Genomic DNA, 26,431 nt, shown 5'->3' with positions numbered 1-26,431 from the left:
ATAAACGCGAGAGAAAATACCTCTCTCGCATTTATTCCACGGTCCTCTTGACCCCCTTTCAGCCATCACTTCCCAGGCTCTCCCAAATGAACCAAAAACCATGAAACGAAGCATACAAGGGGGCCATCGTTGCACACGAATTCGTCAAATCCTTGCGAAAGCGCATGGCCAGGGTCGTCAATCGGTTCTGCTGGCCTCTGCGAGCATGGGTCCCCCTCTCCCCCAACCCCTCCCCCGCGAGGGGGGAGGGGAGTATATCGGTTCATCCCAACACTTTCATTCACACCCGCGTATCGAGTGCCGCTTGGCACGAGTGGCGCTTGCCCGGTACATGTCGAACAACGGGCGATGGCAATCGTAGGGTCGATTTAGTGGTGGAATTCACCTTACATTAATAGGACGATCGCCAGCCTCCGTGCTCCCGCGCGTTTTTCGCTGCCGGTGGCGCAGCGTCCGGGGTCGCCAGGGCAGTACCGGCAGCGTAGTCGGCCAGCTCGATCCGCTCGCCTCCGATCACTGCTCCACCCTTGCGAACCAGATTTTCCATCGCCAGAAAGCCGCGCATCCTCTCGGGAGCGACCCAGGCCGTGCGGTCGAGCTGAACGCCGCTACCCAGGTCGACACCGCGGGCCTCGATACGGTAGCTGTCGAAAGTGCCAGCAGGCAAGGTGATCCGCTCGCGTGCGGCGACACGCAACTCGAAGCGCACATTGGCCTGCGTGCCATCCGCCCGGGTGACGATGAACTGGGCCGGCCAGCGCTTGCCGAGCGCGTAGTCGTTGATGAAGAACTGGTAGGGCGTCCAACTTGTGCCGTCAGGAGCGCGGACGTTGTTGCCGAACAGGTCGCTCACCTTGCTGCCGTCGTTGTACAGCACCTCGTCGCCAGCGATCCTGAGAACGGTATCCGTGCTGCGTGCGGTTTCGGTCTGGTTGACGAGATTGACGGTGCGATACGTGTAACGCTCGCCGGGGCGGAAGGAAACCACCTTGCCGCTGTAGGAAGCGGCCTTGCCGTCGGCAGCACCCGGTACGCACATTTCCGGCCCGAGCGGCGGCGGTGGCGCTGCCTGGACAGGCTTCTCGCCGCGCGCGCGCAGGACCACGTCGAGTCGATGCTGCGCAAGCTCGGCAAACTTGCCGCTCGGCCGCTGCCGGATGAAAGCCTCCAGTGGTTCGGGATCTTTCGCTTCGCGCAGGCTGTTCCAGGTCGCCAGATCGGCCTCGAACTCCTTCTGCTCGCGGCTCAGGTCACGACCGCTGCCACCGACGAAGGCGAAATCGCCTTCCAGCGAGGTACTCTCCCAGGGAATCTGGGTGCCCTCGGAAGCCCTTCGCACCGCCAGACGCACGCGCTTGAAGACGTCTTCGACCGGTGCGCCCGGCACTTTCATTTCCTTCAGCAGGTTCTCGGTGTACAGCCCGTGCGCACCTTCTCCGTCGTCGGCGGTGTTGCCGGGTGCAGTGGCGTAGGCCAGCAGAGTGCCGGGCGGCGCGTCGAGCTGCGAGAGCCCCCGGTCGTCGGTGCGAAAATCGCTGCCAAAGGGGTTGTTGCGGCAGGCGTCGAGAATCACCAGATTGAGCGGATTGCGCGCACGGCCGAGACTTTCGAGCAAAAGACCGACGTCGACGCCCTGCGCAGCGATATCCGACGGACGGGTAATGTGGACATCCACCGGCAGCATGAAATTTCGCCAGTTGAGCTGGACCCCATGGCCTGCGTAGTAGAAGACACCGACTGCCCGGTTGTCGCGCGCGAGCGTGTCACCGAAGCCACGGATGGCCTCTTGCAATTCGCGGCGCGGCGCGTCCACCTTCAGCGTCACGCGAAAACCTGCCTCGCGCAGGCGTTCGGCAACCGCGCGCGCATCGCGCGCGGGGTTGACCAGCGGTGAGGCGACATAAGCGCCGTTCCCGATCACCAGGGCGATCCGTCCCGCTGTCGGTTCGGGTGCGACAGCCGAGACGCTCAGGGGAACGAGGAGCGCCAAACAGGTACCGAGTACGGTGGCTTTCTGGGCAAGGCGTGGTGGCTTCATGGCAGTCTGGTTTCCTTACTATGGAAGTCGTGAGCGACTCTCGAATCTCCCCTCCCCCCTCGCGGGGGAGGGGTCGGAGAGGAAAACGGTCATGACTTTCATCATCGGGGGTATCTTGCAAAGTCATGACCGTTGGGTTGATGGGCACGCACACAGGGTCAAACGCGGAGGAACCGATTATGCCAGATGCCGCCCGTCACCACTTCCACTGCGCTCACGCCAATGGCAGACGGTAGTCCTTGAACATCTCCCGCAGCCTCAGCTTGTGCAGTTTGCCAGTCGCGGTATGCGGCAATTCGTCGACAAAGGCGACATCGTCCGGGATCCACCAGTTCGCCACCCTGCCCCGCAGGAACTCGAGCATCGCCTCGCGGGTCAGCGCCTGGCCGGGTTTTCTGACGACCACTAGCAGCGGCCTCTCCTGCCATTTATCGTGCGCCGCGCCGATCACCGCCGCTTCGGCGACCGCCGGGTGTGCCACCGCGGCATTCTCGAGCGCAATCGACGAAATCCACTCGCCACCGGACTTGATCACGTCCTTCGAACGGTCGGTGATCTGCAGGTAGCCATCGGTGTCGATGGTCGCAACGTCGCCGGTGTCGAAGAAATCATCGGCATCGACGATGCTGCCGCCCTCGTCCCGGTAATAGCCGCTGGTGATCCACGGCCCGCGCACCAGCAGATGGCCAGCGGCCTGGCCGTCCTGCGGCAGGGGCTCACCCTGGTCGTCGACGATCTTCATCTCGACGCCATAGACCGCCCGCCCCTGCTTCTCCTGGATGTCCAGTCGCTGTTCAAGGGGGTAGCCCGCGTGCCTGGGCAGCAGATTGCAAACCGTTCCGATCGGCGACATCTCGGTCATTCCCCAGGCATGGACGACGAAAGCCCCGAAAGTGTTCGCGAAGGCTTCGCTCATCGCGCGCGGCGCCGATGAACCGCCAATCACGACGCGGCGCAGGCACAACTCGTCCCTGGGCTTCAGCCCGGCGCCATCGACATACTGCAGGAGCATCAGCCAGACCGTGGGTACGCCGAGGGCCAGCGTCACCTGCTCGTCGCGCAGCAGTTCATAGACACTCTTGCCGTCGAGCGCCGGGCCGGGCATCACCAGCCGGGCGCCACTCATGGCGCCGGCGTAGGGCATTCCCCAGGCGTTGACGTGGAACATCGGAACCACCAGCAGGAGGGTTTCCGCGGCACCGACGGCCAGGCCATCGGTCGCACAGGCGGCCCACGCGTGCAGCACCGACGAGCGATGCGAATAGAGAACGCCTTTCGGGTTGCCAGTAGTCCCGGAGGTGTAGCACAGCGACGAGGCGGTGTGTTCGTCGAACTGCGGCCAGTCGTAAGCATCGGACGCGGCGCCGAGCAGATCCTCGTAGCAGAGCAGTCCGGGAATGTCGCACACCGGCAGGTGCGCCCGGTCGGTCATGGCGACGAAACCGCGAACGCCGGGAACCGCTTTCGCCAGCTTTTCGACCAGCGGCACGAAACCGAGGTCGAAGAACAGGAACTGGTCTTCGGCATGCCTGACGATGTATTCGATCTGTTCCGGGAACAGGCGCGGGTTGATGGTGTGCAGAACCGCCCCCATCCCCGACACGCCGTAGTACAACTCCATATGCCGGTAGCCATTCCACGCCAGAGTGGCGATCCGCTCGCCCGGCACAACACCCAGCGCGGTCAGTGCGTTCGCCACCTGTCTGGAACGGCGGCTGATGTCGGCATAGGTACAACGATGCAGCGGCCCCTCGCTGGTCCGCGAAACGATCTCGGCCTGTGGATGGCAACGTTCTGCGTGTTCGATCAGCGACGAGACCAACAACGGCCGCTCCTGCATGAGTCCCCTGAGCATGAGGCATTCTCCTTGTGTCGGCTAGGGTGAATGTAAAAGTCGCATCAGCGACTCACACATCTCCCCTCCCCCCTCGCATGGGAGGGGTCGGGGGAGAGGGAAACGGTCATGACTTCCATGATCGGGGGTGCCTGGAAAAGTCATGACCGTCAAAGTAATTTCAGCGTCCCGAGAAGTTCCTCAGTGTAGGCGCTGAAGCGATGGACGTCGGCGTGTGCCGCCGCCGGCAGTCGCAGCAGGCGCGCCTGCGGTGCGACGGACAACAGTTGTTCGCTATGCGTGACCGGAATCAGCCGATCCTGCTCGCCATGCACCAGCAGCAATGGACCGCGCAACCGCGAGGCGTCCTGGCAGGTCGCCAGCGGGTAACGCAATAGCCAGGTCGGCAGCAGCGGATAATGCGAATGCATGAGCTGGGCCATGCTGCAATACGGCGAGACCAGGATCGTCAGGTCGGGTTGCACCGCTGCCGCCAGGCCCGCAGCCAGCCCCGTGCCGAGCGAGCGCCCGAAAATCACCTTGCGCTTGCCGGCGTATTGCGGGGCAACGGAATGCCAGGCGGCCAGCACGTCGGCGCGAAGCTGCGCCTCGCTCTCGATGCGGCCGCTGCTCTTGCCGTAGCTGCGATAGTCGAACATGAACAGGTCGTAGTTGGCCTCCCGGTAGAATTCGACATGGGTGAACCAGGTCGCCAGATTGCCGTTGTTGCCATGCAGATAGAAAACCACTCCGCGTGGATTCGGCAGTTGCAAGTGCAGCGCCGAGAGCGTCGCGCCGGCGACCGGGATGTCGACCTCATGCACGTCGGCAAGCGCAAAGCGGTACGTCGCCGGCAGCGAATCGGGTTGAAAGATCAGCCTTTCCTGGTAGCAGTAGACCCAGGCCAGCGCTGCCAGATAAGAACTGCCGGCCAATGCGGCGACGAGCGCCAGCGCACGCCGCCACAGCGCGCCGATGTCGGCAGCGACCCGGGCATTGGCCATGCTCAGCCCGGCCATGTCAACCGATCGGGCTGAAGCGATGGATCAGGGGAGGCTGCGCCAGCAGTTCGCTTGCCAGCGTGATCGCCGTGGCTACATGGGCGCTCGCCAGATGGGCGTCAGCGGCGGCCGGATCGGTCCACTGCTCGACGGTCACGAACTCGAGCGGATCGTCCTGATTCTGAAACAGCTCGTAGCTCATGCAGCCGCTTTCCTGGCGACTTGGGCCGAGCAAATCCTGCAATACCGACCGCAGTTCGTTCTCTCTACCGGATCGGGCGGTAATTCGGGCCATGATTCTGATCATCGTGTCTTCCTTGCGTGGGTGGTCTTGAGAAAAGGTACTCGCAGTGCCTAAGTTTTTCAGGGGTCGCCGTCCAGTCAGCCCGGCGGGGGCGGTCCGAGCGATTCGATGCGGTAGCCCTGCGGATAATCGGCTCGCGGAATCTGCGTGCGCAGTTTTGGACGCCGGCGGCGTGGCAACCAGCGCAGCACCCTGGCCCGCAAACGCAGCGCATGTTCGGCAGTCCAAACCAGCCAGCGCGGTGCCGGCTGCAGACCAAAGGCGCTGAGCAGCGGCGGATCGAGCAGCGCGTGAATGCTGCTGCGAACGAGCGGGCGAAAAACGCCGGGAAACCAGCCGGCGAAGAGTTCGCGCGTAGCCAGAGCGACCTGCTGATTGGCACTGCTGAAGCCAAAGTTCGCCGCTTCATAGGCGCGGCTGGCGCGCTCGAAGTCGCCGAGATGGTCGGGCAGATCGCGGATCGACATCCGTTCGCCGAGGTTCCGCCAGAACCAGAACCATGCCTGTTGCTCGAATTCGGTCATGCGCCGCCAGCCGAAGCGTCGATTCCAGCGAATCGGCTCGAAGACGAAGGTCGACAGCACGTACAGGAAATCTTCGTTGGCGATCCTGAAACGCCCATGCAGGGCGTTCATGCGCGCGATGGCGCTGGCCCCGCGCGGGCTGTCGAAACCGTTTTCAATGATTTCACTGATGATCAGGTCGGTATCATCGTAGCGCTTCCCGGTGCGCTTCTCGAATTCGCCGGTGGCATGCAGCAGACCACCGATGCGCGCCGACGCAAAGGTCCGGAACAGCGCAAGTTCGAGCGAGCGTGTGGTATCCCAGGGGAAGACCAGCGTCGCCAGATGGCGAACGATCTCCTGGCAATCGCGTCGCGGATCGGGTGCCAGGTGGCTGTTCATCGATTTCCTTTCCGCTGTTCGTGTTCATTGGTGTTCATTCGTGTTCACTCGTATTCATCATTCCTTCATACGTGCCGCGCCGGCGATTGGATGCAGCGACTTCGTCGACCAGGCGCCGCAAGGGGCAGGCGATCATCCCGGAAAGCGCAGCGGGACCTGCGCCCGCTTCCTGCCCGAGGTTCAGCGTTCAGTACACCAGTGCCGCCAGACCTCGCGATACGAGGCTTCCAGTTCGCGCGTGAAACCCGCGTGCTCCATCAGCGGCGAGTGCAGCAGGCGCTCGCGCATCGTCATGCGCAGGCGGCGCAGGCGATCCGTGTCGCCGGCCAGTGCGACCGCCGTTTCCACATAAGCCTCGGCCGAGTCGGCGACCAGGTCGCCGAGGCCGACCTGGTTCAGGAGGCTCAGACCCAATCGCGCGACCTGCCGGCCACCGCAACGCGAGACCACCGGGACGCCCATCCACAGGGCTTCGCAGGTGGTGGTACCGCCGTTGTAGGGGAAACTGTCGAGCGCGATGTCGACGTCGTGGTAGGTCTGCAGGTAGCCTGGGGCCTTGCCGAAAGGCCGGAACTCCAGCCGGGCGCGGTCGATGCCGAGTTGCTCGAAGAGCGCGATCGCGCGCCCACTGGCTGGACCGGCGTGCATTGCGGCGTTCTGGATCAACAGCCGGGATGCCGGCAGACGGCGCAGAATCTCGGCCCACGCTTCGAGCAGCGGCCGGTTCAGCTTGGGCGCCTGGTTCAGCGATCCGAATGTGACCTGGCCGCTGCGGTCGAACGGCAGCGTGCCCACCGGCGGCGAATCCGGCAAGGGTGCGTAGCAGTAGTAGCCATGTGCGAGCCGCAGCGGCACCTCCGACGATGCGACCAGGGGTGCCGGCGGCTCGGGGTCGATCCATGCGTCGCTGATGCGGTAATCGAGGGTGCGAATGCCGGTGCTTGCCGGATAACCGAGGTAGGCGATCTGCACCGGCGCCGGCTTGCGTCCGACCACGAGCAGACGATTGCGATCAGTGTAGCCGGCAAGATCGACGAGGATGTCGATGCCATCCCGACGAATGCGCTCGGCCAGTTCGTCGTCGTCGAGATCGTGGCAGTCGACCCAGTGGTCGGCGTGCCGGCGGAAAAGCTCGGTTACCTCGTCGGTGCGGTCACGGAAGTAGTAGCAGCAGATTTCGAAGGCCTGGTGGTCATGGTGCTCGATGATCGGCAGCAGGAAGTAGCGCACGGCGTGGCGGCAAAAGTCACGCGACAGATAGCCAATGCGCAGTCGCCGTTCGGGGTCGGGTGGGTTGAGCGGGGCAACGACCCGGTCGGCCAGCGGCGCGATCATCCGCTCGTCGAACTCGCGATGTGCCGCGAAAACCTCGTCGTCCGAGGGTTCGACCGCAAAATTCAACAGCATGGGCCAGTTGCTCTGTACGTAAGGATCGTCGAGTGCCCGCGTCGCCGCGCGGTAATGCGGCAGACCCTCGGAGCCGCGCCATTGCGCCAGCAGCACATTGCCGAGATTCAGGCGTGCCAGTGGGTGATCCGGATCGAGGCGCAGTACCGCACGGTAGCTGCGCTCGGCAGCGGCGACCTCGCCCTGCTCCTGCAAGGCCTTGCCAAGGTTGTAGTGCGCCTCGGCTGCCTGCGGATCGAGTTCGACGGCGCGCTGCAGGTGCGGCAGCGCGGCCACCGGCTGGCCGCTGATGCCGAGAAAGGCGCCGAGCGTCGCCTGTGTGCGTGCGAAATTCGGTTCGATGGCCAGCGCCTGCCGGACATGGGCCAGGGCAGCATCACGCTGCTTGAGCGCCCAGCAGACGATGCCGCGTTCGAGCCATGCCGGCCAGTGTTCAGGCGAGCGCGCGACCACTTCGCCGTAGAGCGCCTCGGCATCGGCCCAGCGGCCGGCGGTGTGCGCCTGCCGTGCGCTTTCGAAAAGTGGCTCGACCGCTGCCGGTCGTGCCGCCGAAGCGAACAGCTCGAATGCCTGCGGCCGCCGCTCCACCGATACCGGATCGAAACCGGCCTCGGTCAGCCGGCGTTGCAGGGTAGCGGCGCTGAAGCCGGTGCGGTGCCCCATGTAGTGCCGGCCGGCAGCGATCGACGCGCGGTGGCCCCAGAGCACGTCGAGGACCGCGATCGGCCCGATCGGCGAGCGGTACAACTCACCCTCCAGATCGCCGCTGGCGATCTTTGCGGCCAGGCTCTGCACGTCGGGCACGACGATATACGCCATCCCGCCGGGCCGCAGCACGCGCCGGAACTCGGCGAGAGCGGTCGGCACCTCGTGCGGCAGCAGATGCTCCAGGTTGTGGCTCGACCAGATGGCGTCGACGCTGGCATCACGCAGCTCGACCATGTCGGTCATGCTGCCGACGAGATCGGGCTGGACGGCGGGGTCGATGTCGTAGCGGATCTCGCGCCACTCGGGCGATCGGAAATGTGCGGGCAGTGGCGCCCGGCCGCAACCGACGTGCAGGATGGTTTTTGGCATCAGGGACTCGCTCATCGCATCCTCCGCCCGCGCATGTCGACCCCGCCGGCCGGGTCGGATCGGCTCAGCAAACGCCATAACCAGCCCTGCGCATCCTGGCCGGTCAGCACGTAGTCAAGAACATTACGATTGTCGAGAACGAGGTTCTGCGCCAGTTTGGCGGTGCGCGTCCCGGCAAACAGCAATTGGTCGCCGGGTTGCAGGAGCATCTCGTCTGCGGGTTGTTCGTGGTCACGACCGTCGCGCAGCAGCAGCAAGGGCATCAGCGGCAGGGTCTCGGCACGCGCCGCCGGATCGTGGCGCAAGCGGCCAAGCGTCATCGGCTTCTGCTCCATCATCAGCCACTGGTGCACCGCCGGCGCCTCGGCGGCATTCAGCTTGACTCCCCAGACCAGCGGCACGCGCCGGCCACAAAGCGCTTCGAGTTGCCCGGCGAGCGCCGCCGCACGCGCATCTGGCCAACAGCGAAGCAGGCCGAAAAACCGGCTCAGCAAGGGTGAGGTAATCAACGCCAGGCATTCGCGCGCGACGATCTTCGACGGCACCATCGTGAAATCGGCATCGTAAGCGTCGAACAGCACCTGATTGGCCATCCGGTTCTGGCGCAGGACGACGAACAGGTCCGGGTTGAGCTCCTTGGCGGTCATCGCGATCGAAAGGTTGTTGGTATCGTGGTCGCTGCCGGCGACGATTCCGACCGCCGTTTCGATCCCTGCCCGGCGCAGTGGCTCGGCCTCGGTACCCTGACCCACGATGTGATGGACGCTGCTCGACAGGTTCGGGTCGGGGTCGATCACCGTCAGGCTCATCCCCTGCCGCTCCAGATTGCGAACCACCGCCTGCCCGAAACGACCATAGCCGCAGATCACCCAGTCGCCGGCCGGAGGATCATGTCGTTCGGAAACTTTCTGACCTGGCAGGCCGGTCAGCAGATCGACGAGACGGTACCAGTTCGGCGAATGGATCGCCTGCGCCAGATAGTCGGCGAATTTCTCGAAGTGATTGACCACGTAATGCGTTCCGAACGACATCATGTTGGCCTCGATCGACGGGCTCGCGACGCGCGCGACGATCATCAGACGCGGATTGATCAGCCGACTGGCGATCGCCACGGCGAGATTCGCCGCATCGTCGTCGGTGATCGCCAGCACGCCGCGACAACTGCGGTGCTTCAGGCCGGCCATCAGCAGGTGTTGCGGCTGCGCCGCGTCGGCACAGAGAGCCAGGATATCGGCGGCGAAGTCCTCGAGTTCGAGTTCCTGGATGCGCGCCTCACTGCGCTCGATGGTCACCACCCGGATGCCGTCGTGGTCGAGCGCGCGCGCAATCAGCAGGCCGGTCTCGCCGCAGCCACAGAGAATATAGAAGGGTTCGCCGAGCTGCCCGATCCGGCGGATAAAACGTGCAGTCAGCAGCACCTGCTGAAAGCCCCGGTCCTGAACCAGCGCCAGCAGGCTGATGATCGAGTACGACCAGCCAATCACCGAAAGGAAGATGACCACCGTCACCCACATCCGCTGCGCTTCGGAAAACGCGCCGGGCAGCTCGCCGAAGCCGATCGTGCTGGCGGTGTAGCTGACGAAGTAGAAAGCGTGAAAGAAGCTCATCGGCGGCGCCGGCTGCCCTGCTGCGTCGATGCCGGGAATCAGCGTCAGCCCGAGGGTCGACAGCGCATAGATGACGATCAGCACGATCAGCGGCGCCCGCATCCGCCGCAGGGCCAGGAAGAAGACGCTGGCGTTCATCGTGGGAGACCGTTCAGCGCCGCAGCATCACGGTTTCGGCGATCAGCAGGATCACCGAGACGATGTTGGCAAAGAGCGCGCCGCCGCTCAGCGAGACCACGCTGATGGTGACCTCCGGCGACATGCCTTCACCGGTGACATGCGCCGCGATTCCCCAGACGCAGGCCGCCGCCACCAGTTGCAGGTCGGCGACCAGGCTGGTCGACAGGTGCACCGCACCGATCTGCGTGCGGTCGCCGAATTTCAGGACCGTGGCCACCAGGTTGACGACGATCGCCGCGAACAGCTCGTAGATGTGGTGATGCTTCGGCTGATCGATGTCGCCAATGAAGAAACCGAAGTTCAAGGTTGCGGCCAGAACGATGAAGAAACCGAAAACCACTTTTTCGAGATTCATGAATCTCTCCCCCAAGCCGGCTACCATCGCACCATCGACGATGGTATGGCGCGAGAGGATACGCGCGTACGCGGAGAATGAAAACCGGCCGCGCCAGCCGAGGCCTGAATGAAAGTATCGGGAGTGACCGACAGGCTCCCCTCCCCCTCGCGGGAGGGCCACCCTTCCCGTCCTCTCCCAGAGAACTCCGGAACCGTGCGGGAACGCGCATACAAGGGGGCCCTCCCCGACCCCTTCCACGGCCCGCGCTGCAGCGCGGGCCGGTTGCGGCGGCGCGGAGCAGTGCTCCGCGAAACCCCGCCTTCGCCCCCGCGAGGGGGAGGGACGATCACCGATGTCAACGCATTTCCATCGAACGAGGGACTGCGACCAACACTTTCATTCACACCCCTTCCGTCAGGGCTGCTTGCATTGCCGGTTTTCGTTCGTATAATCCTTGACTCTACCAGGTCATACGGCATGGCAAGCATTCGGGAGGTGGCATGAAGGGTTTCTTGAATCTGCTGGCGAAGGCAAAGCTGATCGAACTGTCGGAAGACGAGCGGCTGGCGGCGTCGGCGGAGCCACCACCGGAAGCCCTGACGGCCAGACCCGAGGTGCCTGCACCACCCCGGCTGCGCGAGCAAGCGTCCGACGAACCGGCAACAGTGCCAGCCACCAGCGCGCTGCCTTCGCTCGCGGAGGCCTGTCCGGCTCCGGATGGCGATGCCCTGGAAGGCCATGCCTTCGAAGACATTTTCGCTGCGGCCAAAGTGCCTGCCTCGCCGTATCCGGCCGAAAAGCTGCTGCGCCTTCTCGACGGCCTGCGCGCCATGGATGCGGGGACCCGCAAGATGGCGGTGCTGGCGATGGATGCGGCCGACGATAACTGGCAGATCAGCGATTGTCTGAGCGACGCCGATTTCAAGATTGCCGCGCTGGAAGATCACAAGCGGCAATTGGCTGCGCAGTTGCAGGACCGCGAGCGGCAGTCCAGCGAACTCGTCGATCAGATCAGACAGGTCCTCGAAGAGGGAACAGCAGCGATCCGCAAACAGATTGCCGAACTCGAACAGTTGCTGGAACGTGAAGTGACCCGTGCGGCACAGGAAACGACCAGCGTCGAAGCGGGCCTGCGCACAGCACGGGAATCCGCTGCGCGCGAGACGCGCCGAGTGGACGCCGAAATCGATCGCCTGCGTGAAATACCGGCCACTTTCAAGGCGCCCGACGCCGCTCACTGACCGTCATTCCCAACACATTCCCAATTCCAGCAAGGAGAACAATCACATGGCTCAACTGACGCCACTGGCCAAGGGACTGATCACCGTCGTCGTACTGGGCGTTGCCGGTTCGCTGGCCTGGAACTTCGGGCTCAAGGAGCGTTTTGCCGGTGGCGAGGGGGCGCCCACGAAACCGACGACGGCCTCGCCCGCGGTGGTTCCCAGCAAGTCGACGCCACCGGCCAGGGTGACGACAGCCGAAGACCGGAACGCGCCACTCGGCAGCGCCGCCAACCCGCTCAAGGTCAGCCTGGTCAGTTTTCACGGCTATGCTCCGGCGCTGGTGGCCAATGGCAACGACCTGAATACCCAGCCGGGTTCGCTTTACGGCAAGGAAGGGATCCATGTCCGCTTCGTGATCCAGGACGACATTCCGACACTGGCCACCATCTTCGAATCCGGCGCCGCGCAGTGCGCCTGGCGGACCTCGGATTTCTGGGCACAGGAACAGCCCAACTTGCGCAACGCCGGTCTCGATGGCAAGGCAGTGATGATCGTTGACAACACCCAGGGTGGCGATGCGGTCATCGCCCGCGATGCGGCGGTCAAGGCGGTCGAGGACCTGGCCGGTCGATCGGTCGCGCTGCTGCAGTTCACGCCTTCGCACGGCATGCTGATCGACGCCATCGACAATTCATCGCTGACCGCACGCAAGAAGGAAAGCCTCAGGATGGTGTTCATCAACGCCGAGGAAGGCACCGCCGGCGTGCGCGCGGCGCTCGAATCCGGTGCCGTCGACGCGGCCGTGCTGTGGGACCCGGATCTGGCCCTTGCCCTGCGCAATGTCAAGGGAGCGCATGTCGTCTATTCGACCCGGACGGCGACCAACCTGATCTTTGACGTGATGGTCTGCGACGCGCGTCTGCTGGCCAGACCGGAAGGGCAGACGGTGGTGCAGAAGTTCGTTGCCGGCTGGATGGCAGGCGTGCAGGCAGCACGAGCCAACCCGGACAACGCCGTCGAAGCACTGGTCAGGACGCAGGAGTTCTTCAAGCTGCTGGCCGACAAGGAAGGCCGGCCGTTCGTCAAAGCCCTGTTTTCCAACCTGGTCTGGACCGATGTCGAGGATAACGCGCGCATTCTCGGGCTGGCCGGCGGCACCAATCATTACGAGCGGGTCTACAAGCGCTTCGACGAGATCTATCGCAAGGCGGGCGCGCTGGCCAATCCCAAATCACCGGTGATCGCGCCGCAGGACAGCTTCGACTATCGCTACATCAAGGCCCTGCTCGGGCAGAACAAGGCGGCGGCAGAAGCCGCCGCCAGGCCGCAGACGACGTTCACCCAGGCAGCACAGAAGGAGGCGACACAGCAGGAGGCGATGGTGACCAAACCGGTCACCGTGGGTTTCGCCTCGGGAAGCGCCGAATTGACCAAACGCGCGCAAAAGACGGTCGACACCGAGATGGTGCCGTTCATCGAGAACAACGGCAAGGCCTACTTCGAGGTCAGCGGCAATTCGGATGCGACGGGTGCCCGCGAGGTCAATCTCCGTCTGTCGGCGGCGCGCGCGCGCGCGGTCGTGGACTATCTGTCGACGCAATGGGAGTTCCCGCGCGAGCGTTTCAAGATCGTCGGCAACGGCCCGGATCGGCCGCTGTGCGTCGAGGCCAACGCCGCCAATGAAGGGCTCTCGATCGAGGAATGCCGGGCGCTGAACCGGACCACACGGGTCGCCGTTTTTGGCGGACGCTGACCGGCATGGCCAGGTGCGCATGAGCGAATTCTGGAACCCCTACGCGCCGCTCGATGGCCGACAGCGACAATGGCTCGGCGTCGGCGCGGTGCTGGCGCTGTTGCTGGTATGGAGCCTGCTGGCGGTCTCCGGGCTGGTCAGCTCGACCAAACTGCCGGCACCCTGGGAAGTGGTCGCAGCGCTGTCGTATCTGAGCTGGCATGAGGGCGACAGCCTGTTGTTCACCGCGACGCTGTGGTCGGTCGGCCGCCTGCTCGTCGCGGGAGCGCTGGTGATCGCCATCGGCATTCCGATCGGCATCGGCATGGGTGCCGCACCGCGCGTGAACGCCGCCCTGTCGCCGCTGGTCGATCCCTTCCGTTCGGCACCGGTGGTCGCGCTGCTGCCGATCCTGGTGATGTGGCTGGGCATCGGCGAAACGATGAAGATTGCCTTCCTGTTCATCGGCGCCGTGGTCTATCTGATTCCGATGGTACGTGACGCGATCCAGGCGGTGCCGCAGAGCTACTGGATCGGCGCCCGCGACCTCGGCGCGACGCCCTGGGAATGCATCCACCGGGCAGTGATTCCGATGGCCATGCCGCGCATCGCCGATGCCGTGATCGTCGCCTTCTCGGTGATGTGGACCTACATCACCGTCGCCGAATACGTCAATGCGCGCCAGGGCCTCGGACAGCTGATCCAGAATGCCCGGCGCTTCAGCGCCTGGGATCAGGTCTTTGCCGGCATCATCGTGATCATCGCGCTGGCGTTGGCAACCTATCAGTTCATGGTCTGGCTGAAGCGCCGCCTGTATCCCTGGGAAACGCAGCAGTGACCGTGGCCAGGCCAACGGCAGCCAGGCCGCCGTCGGTGGTCGTCAGGGATCTCGTGCAGGAATATCCGACGCCCGGCGGTGGCGTGACGCGGGTCATCGACCAGGTCTCGCTGAGCTTTGATCAACCGGGCATCAGCATGCTGCTCGGACCCTCGGGCTGCGGCAAGAGCACCCTGCTGCACATGCTCGGCGGGGTACGGCCGATGGGCATCGATACGCCGACGGCGGGCAAGGTCCTGATCGACGGGGTCGAGTGCAACGGCCCGCACGACGATGCGGTGATGGTCTTTCAGCGCTACGCCAATCGGCCGGATCTGACGGTGTTCGACAACGTCGCCTTCCCGTTCCGGCTCCATCTCTGGAAAGCACGAGTACCGGAAGCCGAGTGGCGGCAGCGCGTGACCGACATCCTCAAGGCGGTCGGACTCGCGGACAAGCTCAAGCTGCGGCCGGCGCAGCTCTCCGGCGGCCAGAACCAGCGCGTTGCGCTGGCGCGCGCGCTCGTCCTGCGGCCGCGCATCCTGCTGATGGACGAACCCTTCGGGGCGCTCGACGCACAAACCCGCGAGGAAATGCAGCAATTGTTGATCGAGTTGTATCAGTCCTGGCCATGCCTGGTGGTTTTCGTGACGCACGATGTCACCGAGGCGCTGGTGCTCGGCGACCGCGTCATCGTCCTGTCCGCACAGCCGGCGCGCGTTGCCGATGATTTCGTGATCAGCGAAGCACGGCCGCGCTCGGCCATCTGGCAACGCTCGCGCGAGGCGCAGGCACTCGAAGAGCGCATTCTCAGGCAACTGCACCAGGCCAGTCCCGGCCGGGGCCAGGTACGGGTGACGGTGTAGCCATGGCCGAGGCGAAACCCTCCTACGTCCGGGAGGTTCTGACCAGCCAGACCAATCTCTACGCCTTCCTCGGTTCGCTGGCAGTCGGGGCATTGCTCTCGATCCCCTTCGGTTTCGCGGTCGGTGCGGTGCCGCTGATCGCTTTTGCCGCCGGCGACATCCTCGCCGCGCTGCACATCCCGTCCTTGCCAACCTTTCGGGAAAAGGTCGACCGGCGCTGGCGGGCGAACGTCCGACAGACCTCGCGCGAGCAGTGGATGGCCGAGATTCAGAAGCGCGCGGGCAAGCGGGTGCCGCCCGTGCCGACCTTGCGTACCTATCAGCGCATGTACGAACGCGTCCAGTCGCTCTATCAGCGGGCCGACAGCGGCCATGGCCGTCTCGCCTGGCGCGATGTCGAGCAGCTCGAAGAGGTCACGCTCGAATACCTGGCGATGTGGCTGGCACTCCTGGTCATGAACGACCGCGCCGAGTCGGTCAATCTGCGCGAGGTCGAACAGCAGGTGGCGGCGCTGGACAGGGAACTCGCCGCCCCCCGTCCCGGCACCGACCTGCGGCAATTGCAGAAGGCAAGAACCGATTACCTGGCCATCATCGAGCGGCACCACCGCATGCTCAGTCGCCGGCGGGCGATCGAGGCGGCGATGCTGTCGATGCCTGACCAGCTCGACGAGATTTATCAGACGATCATGACGCTGCCGGTCAGCGAAGACGTCGGCACGCGACTCGAAGAGGCGATCGGCAGGCTACGCCTGCAGGAAGACATCGAGGCCGACCTCGCGAGCGATCTCGCCGAAGCCTTGCCAGGCGTCGCGATGCCGACCTCGACTGCTGCGGCGGCACGGCAGCAACGCCTGGTCGCGGTCAGCGGTCGTAGCCGCGTCGGTTAATGTAAAAGTCGCGTCAGCGACTTACGAAAGGAAGAAAACGATGGCTGACATCAATTTTGTCGGGCGCCTGTCCAACCTCTGGTCAGGTTTTGTTTCGCTGTGGATCACCGATGTCGAAAAGCGGCATCCCGAGATCGCTTACCAGAATGCCATCGACTCGATGATCGACAAATACGGCAAGCTGAAGAGCGCCACCGCAGCGATCATGCGTCGGCGAGAGGAGATCTCGGCGCGGCTGGACAACGAGCGCAACGAACTCGCGGCGATCTCGGCCGACCTCAACGCCGCGCTCGCCACTGGCCAGGACGAACTCGGCATCGTGCTGATCCAGAAAAAGAACGCCCTCGAAGCCAGCATCAAGGTCCTCGAGCAGGATATGGAACAGGCCCGTACCGATGCACAGGAGGCGAAGGATTCGCTGATCCAGGTCAAGGCCGAGATTCAGAAGCTCAAGGATGAGAAGGATCGCATGCTGGCGCAGATGCACAGCGCGCAGGCGCGGCTGAAGATTCAGAACCAGCTCGATGGCCTGTCGGTCGATGCCGAAGTACGGGCGCTCGACAATGTCCGCGAACACATCAGGAATACCGTTGCCGAGGCCAGGATGGGCAGCGAGCTGCGCGATTCCGATCTCGACGTCAAGCTCGCGCGGCTGCGGCAGAGCAGCGGTGCGATCACCGCCCGCCAGCAGCTCGAGGAAATGAAACGCGCGCGCAGCGTCCAGACCGACAGCACCGGCAAGTCGATGTGATGCGCGAGGTGATGCGCAAGATGATACACACGGCCATGCGCGACCGCCGGCGCTGCCCCGCCCGCGTCCCGGCATGAGCCCCGGCAGCAACGACCGGCCAGCCCTGCCCGCCTGGGCCGAGACGCTGCGCCAGAAATACCTCGCCGGCGAAGCTTCGGTGTTCGTTCTCTACCGCAACGTTTTCGACCGTTATCGGGTCGGCGAACGCTATTACACGCTGTTGCCCTTTCTCAGCGAAGTCCTGCTCAAGGACAACAAGCCGCACATCTACGAACTCAGCATCGACCTTGGCGTACGCGTCATTCAGGGCGGCAGCGCCGAAGAGAAGGCGGCCCTCTACCGCCATCTTGAAGGCAAGGGACTCAACGGCATCTTCGAGTCGCTCGAACGGCAGATGCGCGAGCAAGGCTCCAGTGCGCTCCTGATTCCCTACGCCGGAACCCTTTTCCCGGCCGCCGAACTGCACCTGCTCTCGCTCGAGGAGCGCGGTGCGTTCACGGCCCTGCATCGCTGGTCGCTTGACGAACAATTTGCCAATCGCGACAACGTCGTCCTCCTGGTCAGCGAATCGCTGGCCGACCTCAGCCCGGCGCTGCTGACGCATCCACGCGTGCTGGCGATCGAGCTGCCGATGCCCGACCGGGCCGACCGGCATGCAGCAATCCGGCACTACGCACCAGGCATGCCGGCAGCCGAGACCGAGCCACTCGCCGATCACACCGCCGGCCTGCGCCTGATTCAACTGGCCAGCATCGTCGCCAGCGAAGCGCCGCAGGGGATGAGCCAGACGCAGCGGCGGACGCTGATTGCCGACCTGCTGCAGGGGAGCCCGCAGGCCGCCGAGCGTGCCGACAAACTGGCAGCGATCACCGCCGGCATGACGCCCGCCGAAATCCGCCAGCTCGTCGATCCAACGCGCGCGCTGCCCGGGAACAGCGATCCGGCAAGCGAAATGATGGCCCTGGTACGCCAGCGCAAACGCGAATTGATCGAAAAGGAATGCGCCGGCCTGATCGAATTCATCGAACCACGGCATGGCCTGGACAGCGTCGGCGGCAACGCGCAGATCAAGGGCGAACTGCTCGACATCGCGCGCCTGATTCAGAGCGGCGAGCGCGCGCGCGCGCCGATGGGCCTGCTCGCCGTGGGACCGATGGGCGCCGGCAAGACCTTCGTGATCAAGGCCTTTCTCAAGGAAGCGGGGCTCTCCGGGATTGCCCTGAAAAACTTCCGCTCGAAATGGGTCGGATCGACCGAGGCCAATCTCGACCGCGTCCTGGCAACCGTCAAAGCGATGGGACCGATCGCGCTGCTCATCGACGAAGGCGACCGCAGCTTCGGCCGGCAGGGTGACGATGCCGACGGCGGCACTAGTTCGCGGGTCATTGCCCGACTCAAGGAATTCATGTCCGATCCCGACAATCGCGGCCAGGTCCTGTTCATCCTGCTGACCAACCGCCCCGACAAGCTCGATACCGACATCAAGCGCCCCGGCCGCCTCGACCGCAAGATCCCCTTTTTCTACGCCGAGACCGCGGCCGAACGCGCCGCCATCATGGGCGCCGTTTTCGGGCGCTACCGGGTGCCCGTCGATTTCCCGGAAGAGCACCTGCTGGCCGCCTGCGAGAGGCTCGAAGGCTATTCCAATGCCGACCTGGAAGCCCTGGCCCTGCTCGCCGCCGAGTTTGCCGAGCGGGCGCAGCGTACCGATTCGCCCCTTCCTTTGCCCACGCGAGCAGGTGCCGCGGCCACCCCGGCAGTCAGTCGGGAAGTGCTCGCACGCGCCGTCGAGGACTTCATGCCACCGCAGGAAACGGCCATGGTGGGCTACATGGAAATGCTCGCGGTCGCTGAAACCTCGCGGCGCTCGCTGTTGCCGCAACGCTTCCGGTCGCTGTCCGCGCGCGAGGTGCAGGAACGGCTTGCCGAACTACGGCGTCAGATCCCCTCTTGAAGGAGTTCGTATGTTCCCTCTGCTCGAAAATGTCTCCCTCGATGCCGGCCAGAGCATCGCCGCGACCCGCCTGCTGTTGCGCATCGCGCATGTCGATGGCGCCAAGACCGCCGAGGAAGTGGCCCTGATTCGCTGGTTTCATGATAGCGGTTGCGACGACAGTGTCGACTGGCCGGCATTCGACCGCCTGCCAGCCACCGGACAGCCGGGAGAATTCGCCGGCATCTTCGGCGAAGCGGCAGAGCGCGACCTGGTGGTCGCCACCTGTCTGATGGTCGCCTATGCCGACGGCGCGCTGACTTCCGAGGAACTGGCGGGAGTGCGCGGCGTGGCCGAGGAAATCGGCATGCCGCCAGCGCGTGTGGATGAACTGCTGGCGCTGGTCAAGGACTACATCCTGTCGCAACTGGCCAGCCTGCCCGACGCCGGCTCGGTAGCGGTCGTGGCGCGCGAACTCGGCTGAAGTTCTGGGAGGGTTGCGGGTTGTGGTGACATTGATCGGGAGCCATGCCGGGGGTGGAAAACCGACATTCGACGCCATACGAGTGTAACGCTTGTGGGTGGAGCCGCGAGGTGCAGCTCATGACTCAGGCTCTGCATTACTGCGGGTAAACGAGTTCGACGCGCCGCATCTTTTCACGGCATCCACTGGAGTTACAAGCCGAAGCGGTCTTCTCTCGCCCTACGGCGTAGCGGCGGAGTTGATTCCTCGGCACACCGTAGCTGCGCAGCAGTTGATACACGGAATTGACCCGCTGCTCGGCGATGGCGAGGTTGTAGGCAGCACTTCCCAAGTCATCAGTACTTCCAACCAGTGTGACTACCAACTTGGGGTTTTCTTTTAGACGTAGCGCGTTCTGCTGCAATTTGTGGCGCCCTGCGGCGTCCACGCTTGTCTTCCGGAGCGGGAAAAATATGCTGTTTTCGTCGTCGATCGCCGCAATGATCTGCGCCTCGCTCGGTACAAGCACCTGGGCGGTCGGAATTGGATCGGTCGGAATTGTGGTCAGCTGTTGAGTCGGCTGCCCATCACTTGGTGACGTGGGTACCAGCAGCGTCCCCGCGCATCCCGCCAGGAGCAATACGCACAACAGCCAGCAGATGGATTGGGCCTGCACCATCCTAACGGATCTCCCTCTCCACTTGCTCGTCCATGTCAGCCAGCGTCATCTCGGCATAGGACTGATCCTTGCCAGGCAGATGAGCGATCAACTCATCTAGATTGACGTGCAATGTTTTTAGGGCCACAAGGGGGATCTCCGAAAGCGCTTCAGGTAGGACACCCTCGGCTGGTCCCGGTAATGCAGCCAAGGCTACGATACCCTTCGGTGCGATCCGCAGACCTACTCGGCGCTGGTCACCCCGGCTGCGTTCTTTTGTCAGGCAGTCTCGCATGACCAGTTTGTCGACCAGCAGACTGGCGGTGGATTGATGGATCCCCATGCGAACTGCCAACTCGTTGATCCCCATTCCGGGACTGTTCTGGATCTCCTGCAGCACCCATGTCTGGGAACCCGACATGCCACAGCGCCTTTCGACCAGGCGGAAATGCTGACGCATGGATCCATAGATCAATCGAAATTGTTGCAGCACTTTCATCATCAGCAGCGAAGAATCAGGGTTCTGGTTTGTTTTCACGAAGCGACCTGAGAATAGGGTTGCATCAATCTGTGCCGTGAATTATATTGATGATCAACATGTATGCAAGGCTTTTATTTTAATAGTTTGCTTTTCGACCAGGACTTGAGGGGAGTTCCCCGTTTATTAAGTTGAATGCCATCCAGATCTTCGGCCTAGTTCTCGTGGGTGGCCTGACCGCCGGGGAGGTTTCGCGACGCGTTTTCTTTTTGCCCCGTACGACCGGTTACGTCCTGTTCGGCCTGCTCAGCGGACAAAGCGGGCTGAACTGGATCACTCCACTCAACATCGAGTCAGCGCAACTGTTGATCGACCTGGCGCTTGGCTTGATTCTCTTCGAGTTGGGCTATCTGGTTCCTCCCACGCACGGCCAGGATGGCCTGCACCGCTTGCTGGCCGGAATCGTAATTTCGCTGGCCACTGGCGTCCTGCTGTTTGTCTTGTTCACCTTCTGGGGATTTTCTCTGAGTACCGCAGGGTTCGCCGCCGCACTCAGCCTCGCCACCTCACCAGCAATCACCGTCGCCACCTGCAGCGATGTCGGCGCCAAGGGTGAGCGCAGCGGCCTGCTCTACACGATGGTGGCGATCAACGGTTGTGTCGCTTTTTCCGCAGTAGTTCTGATGACGCCTTTCCTTACCGAAACTGAAGCATTGAGCAACATGGCACGCCTCGGCAGTTCGCTGGCCAGCATGGCCGCTTCGGTCGCGATTGGCTGCACCTGTGCCGGCCTCGTGCTGCTCGGGGCCCGCAGACTCGAACGCCAACCGGAACATCACCATCTGCTGATTTTGGGCAGCATCGTGCTCGGTGTTGGCACCGCCATCTCTCTGGACATATCGGTGTTCTTGCCGATGTTGATTTTCGGCATTCTGGTGCGCGCCATCGACCGTGAGCAGAAGGTCATCGCCGTCCGCATTGCCGGTGATGCGCGTATCTTTCTCGTGATCACCTTCGTTCTTGCCGGTGCAGCGCTGGATATTGGCCAACTGAACGACTATTGGCCGGAAGCGTTGCTGATCGCGCTGACTCGCCTGCTTGGCCAGTTACTGGCAGCACTGCTCGTTGGCAAACCCCTTGGCCTTTCCCACGGGGAACGGGTGCTACTGACCGTCGGCCTGCAGCCCATGTCGAGTGTCACCCTGGTGTTACTGACCAATATGCAGATGCTATACGCCGGCATGGAACCCAGGCTGGTCGGATCGCTAATGGCGACGATTCTGTTGATGCAGTTGTTCGGTCCGATGGCCACCCAGACCGCCATCAAGGGCTTTGGCGAAGCCACTCGGCTGGCGCCCAGGCAGCAGGACGCCAGGGGTGCGGAAATGGCCACCTCACCTGGAAAACCGACACCATGAGCAGACGTCCGCTACGCATTGGCCTGGCGACCCGCATCTATCACCGACGGCACGGCGCCATCGGCCTGCAATCCAAATCCCTGCAGCATCTCGAGCAATCAGTCGCGCACTGGGTGATGTCGCGTGACGTGTTGGTCTTCATGATTCCTTCGGTCAGCAGCGACGACCTCGTCCACCGCAGCAGTATCCGCCTCTCGAATTACCCGCAGCCTCTTGACGGGCTGGTGCTGCAGGGCGGTGCGGACATCAGCCCGCAAGGCTACAGCGAGGAGCCGTTACACGGGAACTGGGCCGGCAACCGCCTGCGCGATGCCGACGAGACAGGACGGTCGCTGGAGCTTTTGACAAGTGTTTGAAAGTCTACTCTCAACGTTGCGCGAGACCTGGGAAATCCTGCAGGAGCGTCTCTTCTTTTTGCCCCCTTTTCCGGAGAACATCGACTCGCTAGCGCTGTTTAGCCTGCTACTGGTCGTCGGGCTGTTGATCGGCGAATGGCTGCACGCGCATGCCGGCGTGCCGAGGGTGATCGGTTACGTGCTGGCGGGCACGCTCTTCGGGCCTTCACTGCTCGGCTGGATCAGCATTGAGGCGCTGGCACAGGCGCGGCCGATTGCGGATGCGGCACTTGGCCTGCTGATGTTCGCCGTCGGACGGCGGCTCGACCTCCCCTGGCTAAGCGGTAACCCGCAATTGCTGCGCAGCACGCTAAGCGATATCACGCTCTCCTTCGCCTTCATCTTCGCCTTTGCGCTGCTGGTCGGCCTGAGCCCAGCCTGGGCGGCAGCAACGGCTGCGGTAACGATGGCGTCCGCTCCCGCTGTCGTGCTGCTCACAGTCGAGGAATCGAGGGCGCAGGGCCAGGTGACGGAGCGAGTCATCCTGCACACTGCTGTCGGGTCTGCGGCCTCCTTGATCATTTTCACGATAGTGCTCGGCATCGTCCATGCCGAGAACAGCGACGACTGGCTGAACGCTCTGGCGCATCCACTGTGGGTGGCCGTCGGCGCACTGCTCGTTGCGTGGCTGATTTCCCGCTTCGCGCTGAGCATCGCCCGGCTACTTCCCAAGCGTTCGCTGGCCCAGGTCTTTATCCTCGTGGCAAGTGCTTTGCTCGCGGTCGGTACCGCACGCATGCTGGGCGTGCCTGTTTTTCTCACCCTTTTCCTGATGGGCGTTCTGCTTGCCCTGCAGGATGAACGGCAGACCCTACGCTACACGGAGCTACCGGAAGGCCACTGGCTGCTTGCCATTATCCTGTTCGTGATTGTTGGCGCATCGCTTCCCTGGCAGAGTTTTACCTGGCTGATCGGTTTGCAGGCGGTGGGTTTACTGATCGTACGCGCCGTTGCCAAGGTCGGCGCGCTAGCTTGGTCCGGTGGCAGCCTACCGTTGCAGAAGCGTCTGCTGGTCGCCGTCGGTATTCAGCCGCTGTCGGCTTCTGCGGTATTCATGGCTTACGAACTCTCCAGTCTCTACCCAGAGATTGGTCGTTCAGCGCTGGCTCTGTCGCTCTTCTCCGCTGCCACCATGGAACTGGCCGGACCGGCTCTGTGCCGTCTGGCATTGCGCAGATCCGGCGAGATGGGAGCCGACGGAAAAAACCAAGGAGGTATCGCATGAACAATCCGCCGGGAGAATTCAAGCACAGTGAACCGCTGACGCTAGGGGTAGAACTCGAATTGCAATTGGTGTCGCGGCGTGATTTTGACCTGACACGCGGCGCGAGCGATCTGCTGGCCAGCCTCGACTACGATGGACAATTCGGTGACATTAAGCTGGAGATAACCGAGAGCATGATCGAGATCAGTACCTTGCCTCGCCCCACGGCGGAGGGCATCGCCGCCGATCTGGCCGGTCTCCGCGAGACGTTGCGGATGCACTGCGCACGTAACAACATTGCCGTCTGCGGTGGCGGAACGCATCCCTTCCACCGCTGGTCTGAGCGCCGCATCTGCCCTGGCGAGCGCTTCGACACCATTTACCAGCGCTACGGCTACCTCGCCAAGCAATTCACGGTTTTCGGCCAGCACATTCACGTCGGCTGCCCTTCGGCAGACGATGCGATCTGGCTGACCCAGGCCCTCGGCGTTTATGTGCCGGCCTTCATCGCCCTCTCTGCTTCCTCGCCGTTCGTAGACGGTGTCGACACTTTTTTCCAGTCGGCCCGTCTCAACGCCGTCTCGGCGTTTCCACTGAGCGGGCAGTGCCCGCCACTCGCCAACTGGGAACAGTTCCTCAAGCATTTTGGTTTGCTGCAGGCCTGTGGCATTGCGACGAGCATCAAGGACCTGTACTGGGACGTGCGCCCCAAGCCCGAATTCGGGACCGTTGAAATCCGCGTTTGCGATACTCCACTGAGCATCGAGCGCGCCACCGCACTAGCCGCACTGGCGCAGGCGCTCTGCCGCTGGCTGCTGCGCACGCGGCCGGAACTGCACACCGCGCAGCAGGCGCACGTCGCCCGCTATAACAAGTTTCAGGCTTGTCGATATGGAATGAGCGCAATGATTGCCGACCCGGTTGCACCTGGTCAGAGAGGGCTGCAGGTTCTCCTGACCGGCCTTCTGGAGAAACTGGCCGCAGATGCCCACGAACTTGGCTGCGCGCCATGGATCCAGAACCTGTGGCCAGTGGTCACCGCCAATGCGGGCGACGCTACAACGCTGCTGGGAAGGTATGCTGCGCATGGCAATCTGAACGACGTGGTGCGCGAGGCTGCCGAGCGACTGATGGCCTGTCCGCCGAGCAAACTCCCGGAGGTCTCAGGATGATACGGCGGCTGACGATGATTTCGTTCCTCCTTGCCACCACGGCTGCTATCGCCACGCCCGATCCGGGATGCCATTTTGAAACCGTCGCGGCAGGAAGCTGGAAGATTGGCCAGTGGGTCGACAAGAGCAACTGGCTGACGATTGAAAATCAGCGTGTCAGCCTGCAAGCGGCCGAGGTGTTCATGCCGTTGTTGCGGCTGCAACCGGCCCCTGGCAGCGAAGTTCTGCGTGCCGCACCTCGACTACTCGATATCGAAAGGATCGACGTTACCGACCCGTTGGATGGCCGCAAACGCGATGTTGGCTTCCTGCTTGACAGTCGTATTTTTGCAGACGGCCTGCTCGTCCTTCATAACGGGCGAATTCTGGTTGAACGTTATCGCAACGGCCTGCACGCCGAGGAGCCCCGCCTACTGCTCCAGGCAACGCGCCCACTGCTTGCCCTGCTTGGGGTGATCAGCATCGATCAGGGCAAGCTGGCGGCCGATAAGTCGGTAAGCCGTTTCATCCCCACCCTGCACGGGCAGGTCGGTCTACGAAAGCTATCCATCCAACGTCTTCTGCAGGCCGAGGAGCGGCACACCTGGTCCGCCGATGAACTGGAGCAATGGCGCAAGGAAGGGGGATGGACAAGCCATCAGCCGGAGAAAGGCATCCGTTCGTGGTTGTCCCAACCAGGTCGCTGGGACAAACCACTAGTCGATCGGGACACACCGACCTGGGCTGGCAACCCGAACGACGACCTGCTGGCCTGGGTCCTGGCCGAGAGCAACGCCACTCCGCTTGCCAGCCTGTTCTGCGAACAGTTATGGATACGCAGCCGTCCGGAACACCCCATCCTCTGGCTGACTGACCCACTCGGCATCGAACTTGCCGAAGGTCTGGGCCTGTCGCTACGGGACTTCGGCCGGCTGGGTCTCCTGCTTCTAGAGGCGCGCACCAACCGCAACCGCAGCAAGATCCCCCGTTGGTTCATCGAGACCCTGACCGCTTCGTCCGGTATTCGCAGCCCTGAATTGACGGGCCTGCCCAAAGGCAGTGAGCAACGTTACGGTTTCATCCACCTCGGCGGCAAACCCAACCGAGTGGCCATCGTCGGTAGCCACGGCACCAGCCTATATGTCGATTTTGACCATCGACTGGTCGTCGCGCTGTACGCCACCTACCCGCCGCCGGGAACGCCGGCTCTGTTGGCGATGCTGGAACAGTTCTGGAAGATCATTGACAAGGCGATCATCGCGCCGGGGAAACGCTGACCCTCACTCTCCAACAAACTCTAAAGCAAGACCACCCGCTGTAAGCCCTTACCAGAATCTGTTTCCGTAATATGGATGCGAGCCGACAAAGAAACGAGGTTTGGAGACGAGATGAAGCTGAAGTTTCTGGCGTGGTCGGAAGCAGATCGGGCAAAGTGGGTCGAGGTGGTAGCCAAGGTTTGCGACTGGCGAATGCGTCATCGTACTCAGACCTTGCTGCATTCTGGGGACGGGTTGCGGGCGAAGGCCATCGCGACGCAGCAGGGACTGCACCTGAACACGGTCCATGACCGACTGTATGTCATCCTAACGGACATTGCAGTTGCAGCCACCCCTGATGATGAAAGAAGATCCGAGTTGGGAAGCGGCGGGAAGAGGTCGCGCCATATTTTGGCGGCTTGACCCCGCAAGCTAACGGGACCCGCTGAACCGACTCGTACCCCGGATTGCTGCCATTGAGCGCACCCATTAAAAGGGCCGCTGGC

Annotated in this window: 24 protein-coding genes; 14 read left to right on the top strand and 10 right to left on the bottom strand. The window is 63.3% G+C overall.

Going from position 1 to position 26,431, the window contains the following annotated elements:
- Positions 1 to 391 precede the first annotated feature (391 nt).
- The 8 genes from V5B39_RS15570 to V5B39_RS15535 all read right to left on the bottom strand — a co-directional run bounded on the left by V5B39_RS15570 (position 392) and on the right by V5B39_RS15535 (position 10,708).
- Entirely contained in the window at positions 392 to 2,038 is a 1,647-nt protein-coding gene (locus V5B39_RS15570; protein WP_332343784.1) for a caspase family protein, read from the bottom strand.
- 214 nt (positions 2,039 to 2,252) lie between these two features.
- Complete coding sequence (locus V5B39_RS15565) at positions 2,253 to 3,893, bottom strand: 3-(methylthio)propionyl-CoA ligase (RefSeq protein ID WP_332343783.1); 1,641 nt, start codon at positions 3,891 to 3,893, stop codon at positions 2,253 to 2,255.
- Between the two features lie 149 nt (positions 3,894 to 4,042).
- Positions 4,043 to 4,891 (bottom strand): alpha/beta hydrolase, encoded by an 849-nt coding sequence (locus tag V5B39_RS15560; protein ID WP_332343782.1) that lies wholly within the window; start codon positions 4,889 to 4,891, stop codon positions 4,043 to 4,045.
- A gap of 1 nt (position 4,892) precedes the next feature.
- Complete coding sequence (locus V5B39_RS15555; protein WP_332343781.1) at positions 4,893 to 5,180, bottom strand: putative quinol monooxygenase; 288 nt, start codon at positions 5,178 to 5,180, stop codon at positions 4,893 to 4,895.
- 74 nt (positions 5,181 to 5,254) lie between these two features.
- Positions 5,255 to 6,082, bottom strand: a complete 828-nt coding sequence (locus V5B39_RS15550) for an oxygenase MpaB family protein (protein ID WP_332343780.1) — start codon at positions 6,080 to 6,082, stop codon at positions 5,255 to 5,257.
- Positions 6,083 to 6,262: 180 nt separating this feature from the next.
- Positions 6,263 to 8,581, bottom strand: coding sequence for a tetratricopeptide repeat protein (locus V5B39_RS15545; RefSeq protein WP_332343779.1), 2,319 nt, complete (start codon positions 8,579 to 8,581; stop codon positions 6,263 to 6,265).
- Complete coding sequence (locus V5B39_RS15540; protein ID WP_332343778.1) at positions 8,578 to 10,311, bottom strand: potassium channel family protein; 1,734 nt, start codon at positions 10,309 to 10,311, stop codon at positions 8,578 to 8,580. The genes V5B39_RS15545 and V5B39_RS15540 overlap by 4 nt, the downstream gene beginning before the upstream one ends.
- Before the next feature lie 13 nt (positions 10,312 to 10,324).
- Complete coding sequence (locus V5B39_RS15535; RefSeq protein WP_332343777.1) at positions 10,325 to 10,708, bottom strand: DUF6394 family protein; 384 nt, start codon at positions 10,706 to 10,708, stop codon at positions 10,325 to 10,327.
- 482 nt (positions 10,709 to 11,190) lie between these two features.
- Between V5B39_RS15535 and V5B39_RS15530 the strand changes: the two genes are divergently transcribed.
- The 8 genes from V5B39_RS15530 to V5B39_RS15495 all read left to right on the top strand — a co-directional run bounded on the left by V5B39_RS15530 (position 11,191) and on the right by V5B39_RS15495 (position 19,386).
- Positions 11,191 to 11,931 carry a methyl-accepting chemotaxis protein gene (locus V5B39_RS15530; protein WP_332343776.1) on the top strand — a complete coding sequence of 247 codons (741 nt, stop codon included), beginning with the start codon at positions 11,191 to 11,193 and terminating at the stop codon, positions 11,929 to 11,931.
- A gap of 46 nt (positions 11,932 to 11,977) precedes the next feature.
- A complete protein-coding gene (locus V5B39_RS15525; protein ID WP_332343775.1) occupies positions 11,978 to 13,666 on the top strand; it encodes a phosphate ABC transporter substrate-binding/OmpA family protein in 1,689 nt (562 codons plus the stop codon).
- 19 nt (positions 13,667 to 13,685) lie between these two features.
- Positions 13,686 to 14,483, top strand: coding sequence for an ABC transporter permease (locus tag V5B39_RS15520; protein WP_332343774.1), 798 nt, complete (start codon positions 13,686 to 13,688; stop codon positions 14,481 to 14,483).
- 2 nt (positions 14,484 to 14,485) lie between these two features.
- Positions 14,486 to 15,328, top strand: coding sequence for an ABC transporter ATP-binding protein (locus tag V5B39_RS15515; protein WP_332343773.1), 843 nt, complete (start codon positions 14,486 to 14,488; stop codon positions 15,326 to 15,328).
- Between the two features lie 2 nt (positions 15,329 to 15,330).
- Positions 15,331 to 16,218 (top strand): hypothetical protein, encoded by an 888-nt coding sequence (locus tag V5B39_RS15510; RefSeq protein ID WP_332343772.1) that lies wholly within the window; start codon positions 15,331 to 15,333, stop codon positions 16,216 to 16,218.
- A gap of 40 nt (positions 16,219 to 16,258) precedes the next feature.
- Positions 16,259 to 16,969 (top strand): PspA/IM30 family protein, encoded by a 711-nt coding sequence (locus V5B39_RS15505; RefSeq protein ID WP_332343771.1) that lies wholly within the window; start codon positions 16,259 to 16,261, stop codon positions 16,967 to 16,969.
- Between the two features lie 73 nt (positions 16,970 to 17,042).
- The gene (locus V5B39_RS15500; RefSeq protein ID WP_332343770.1) at positions 17,043 to 18,923 is read left to right on the top strand and encodes an ATP-binding protein; all 1,881 of its coding nucleotides are present in this window, start codon (positions 17,043 to 17,045) and stop codon (positions 18,921 to 18,923) included.
- Between the two features lie 10 nt (positions 18,924 to 18,933).
- The gene (locus V5B39_RS15495; RefSeq protein WP_332343769.1) at positions 18,934 to 19,386 is read left to right on the top strand and encodes a hypothetical protein; all 453 of its coding nucleotides are present in this window, start codon (positions 18,934 to 18,936) and stop codon (positions 19,384 to 19,386) included.
- A gap of 136 nt (positions 19,387 to 19,522) precedes the next feature.
- Here the strand turns inward: V5B39_RS15495 and V5B39_RS15490 are convergent, their stop codons facing one another.
- A complete protein-coding gene (locus tag V5B39_RS15490) occupies positions 19,523 to 20,044 on the bottom strand; it encodes an OmpA family protein (RefSeq protein WP_332343768.1) in 522 nt (173 codons plus the stop codon).
- Between the two features lies 1 nt (position 20,045).
- Positions 20,046 to 20,561 carry a MarR family winged helix-turn-helix transcriptional regulator gene (locus tag V5B39_RS15485; protein ID WP_332343767.1) on the bottom strand — a complete coding sequence of 172 codons (516 nt, stop codon included), beginning with the start codon at positions 20,559 to 20,561 and terminating at the stop codon, positions 20,046 to 20,048.
- A gap of 164 nt (positions 20,562 to 20,725) precedes the next feature.
- On the opposite strand from V5B39_RS15485, the gene V5B39_RS15480 reads away from it, so the two are divergent.
- The 6 genes from V5B39_RS15480 (at position 20,726) to V5B39_RS15455 (ending at position 26,348) form a co-directional block, all read left to right on the top strand.
- A complete protein-coding gene (locus V5B39_RS15480) occupies positions 20,726 to 21,919 on the top strand; it encodes a cation:proton antiporter (protein WP_434735705.1) in 1,194 nt (397 codons plus the stop codon).
- The gene (locus V5B39_RS15475; RefSeq protein WP_332343765.1) at positions 21,916 to 22,275 is read left to right on the top strand and encodes a gamma-glutamyl-gamma-aminobutyrate hydrolase family protein; all 360 of its coding nucleotides are present in this window, start codon (positions 21,916 to 21,918) and stop codon (positions 22,273 to 22,275) included. Before V5B39_RS15480 ends, V5B39_RS15475 begins: the two co-directional genes overlap by 4 nt.
- Positions 22,268 to 23,539 carry a cation:proton antiporter gene (locus V5B39_RS15470; RefSeq protein WP_332343764.1) on the top strand — a complete coding sequence of 424 codons (1,272 nt, stop codon included), beginning with the start codon at positions 22,268 to 22,270 and terminating at the stop codon, positions 23,537 to 23,539. The genes V5B39_RS15475 and V5B39_RS15470 overlap by 8 nt, the downstream gene beginning before the upstream one ends.
- A complete protein-coding gene (locus V5B39_RS15465; RefSeq protein ID WP_332343763.1) occupies positions 23,536 to 24,690 on the top strand; it encodes a YbdK family carboxylate-amine ligase in 1,155 nt (384 codons plus the stop codon). Before V5B39_RS15470 ends, V5B39_RS15465 begins: the two co-directional genes overlap by 4 nt.
- Before the next feature lie 14 nt (positions 24,691 to 24,704).
- Entirely contained in the window at positions 24,705 to 25,946 is a 1,242-nt protein-coding gene (locus V5B39_RS15460) for a hypothetical protein (RefSeq protein ID WP_332343762.1), read from the top strand.
- A 111-nt stretch (positions 25,947 to 26,057) separates the two neighbouring features.
- Positions 26,058 to 26,348 carry a hypothetical protein gene (locus V5B39_RS15455; protein WP_332343761.1) on the top strand — a complete coding sequence of 97 codons (291 nt, stop codon included), beginning with the start codon at positions 26,058 to 26,060 and terminating at the stop codon, positions 26,346 to 26,348.
- The last annotated feature ends 83 nt before the right edge of the window (positions 26,349 to 26,431 follow it).

Origin of the sequence: Accumulibacter sp., assembly GCF_036625275.1 — a bacterium.
Taxonomy (GTDB): Bacteria; Pseudomonadota; Gammaproteobacteria; order Burkholderiales; family Rhodocyclaceae; genus Accumulibacter.
Note: the sequence above shows the minus strand (reverse complement) of the source record. Positions and strands in the feature narration are given on the sequence as shown.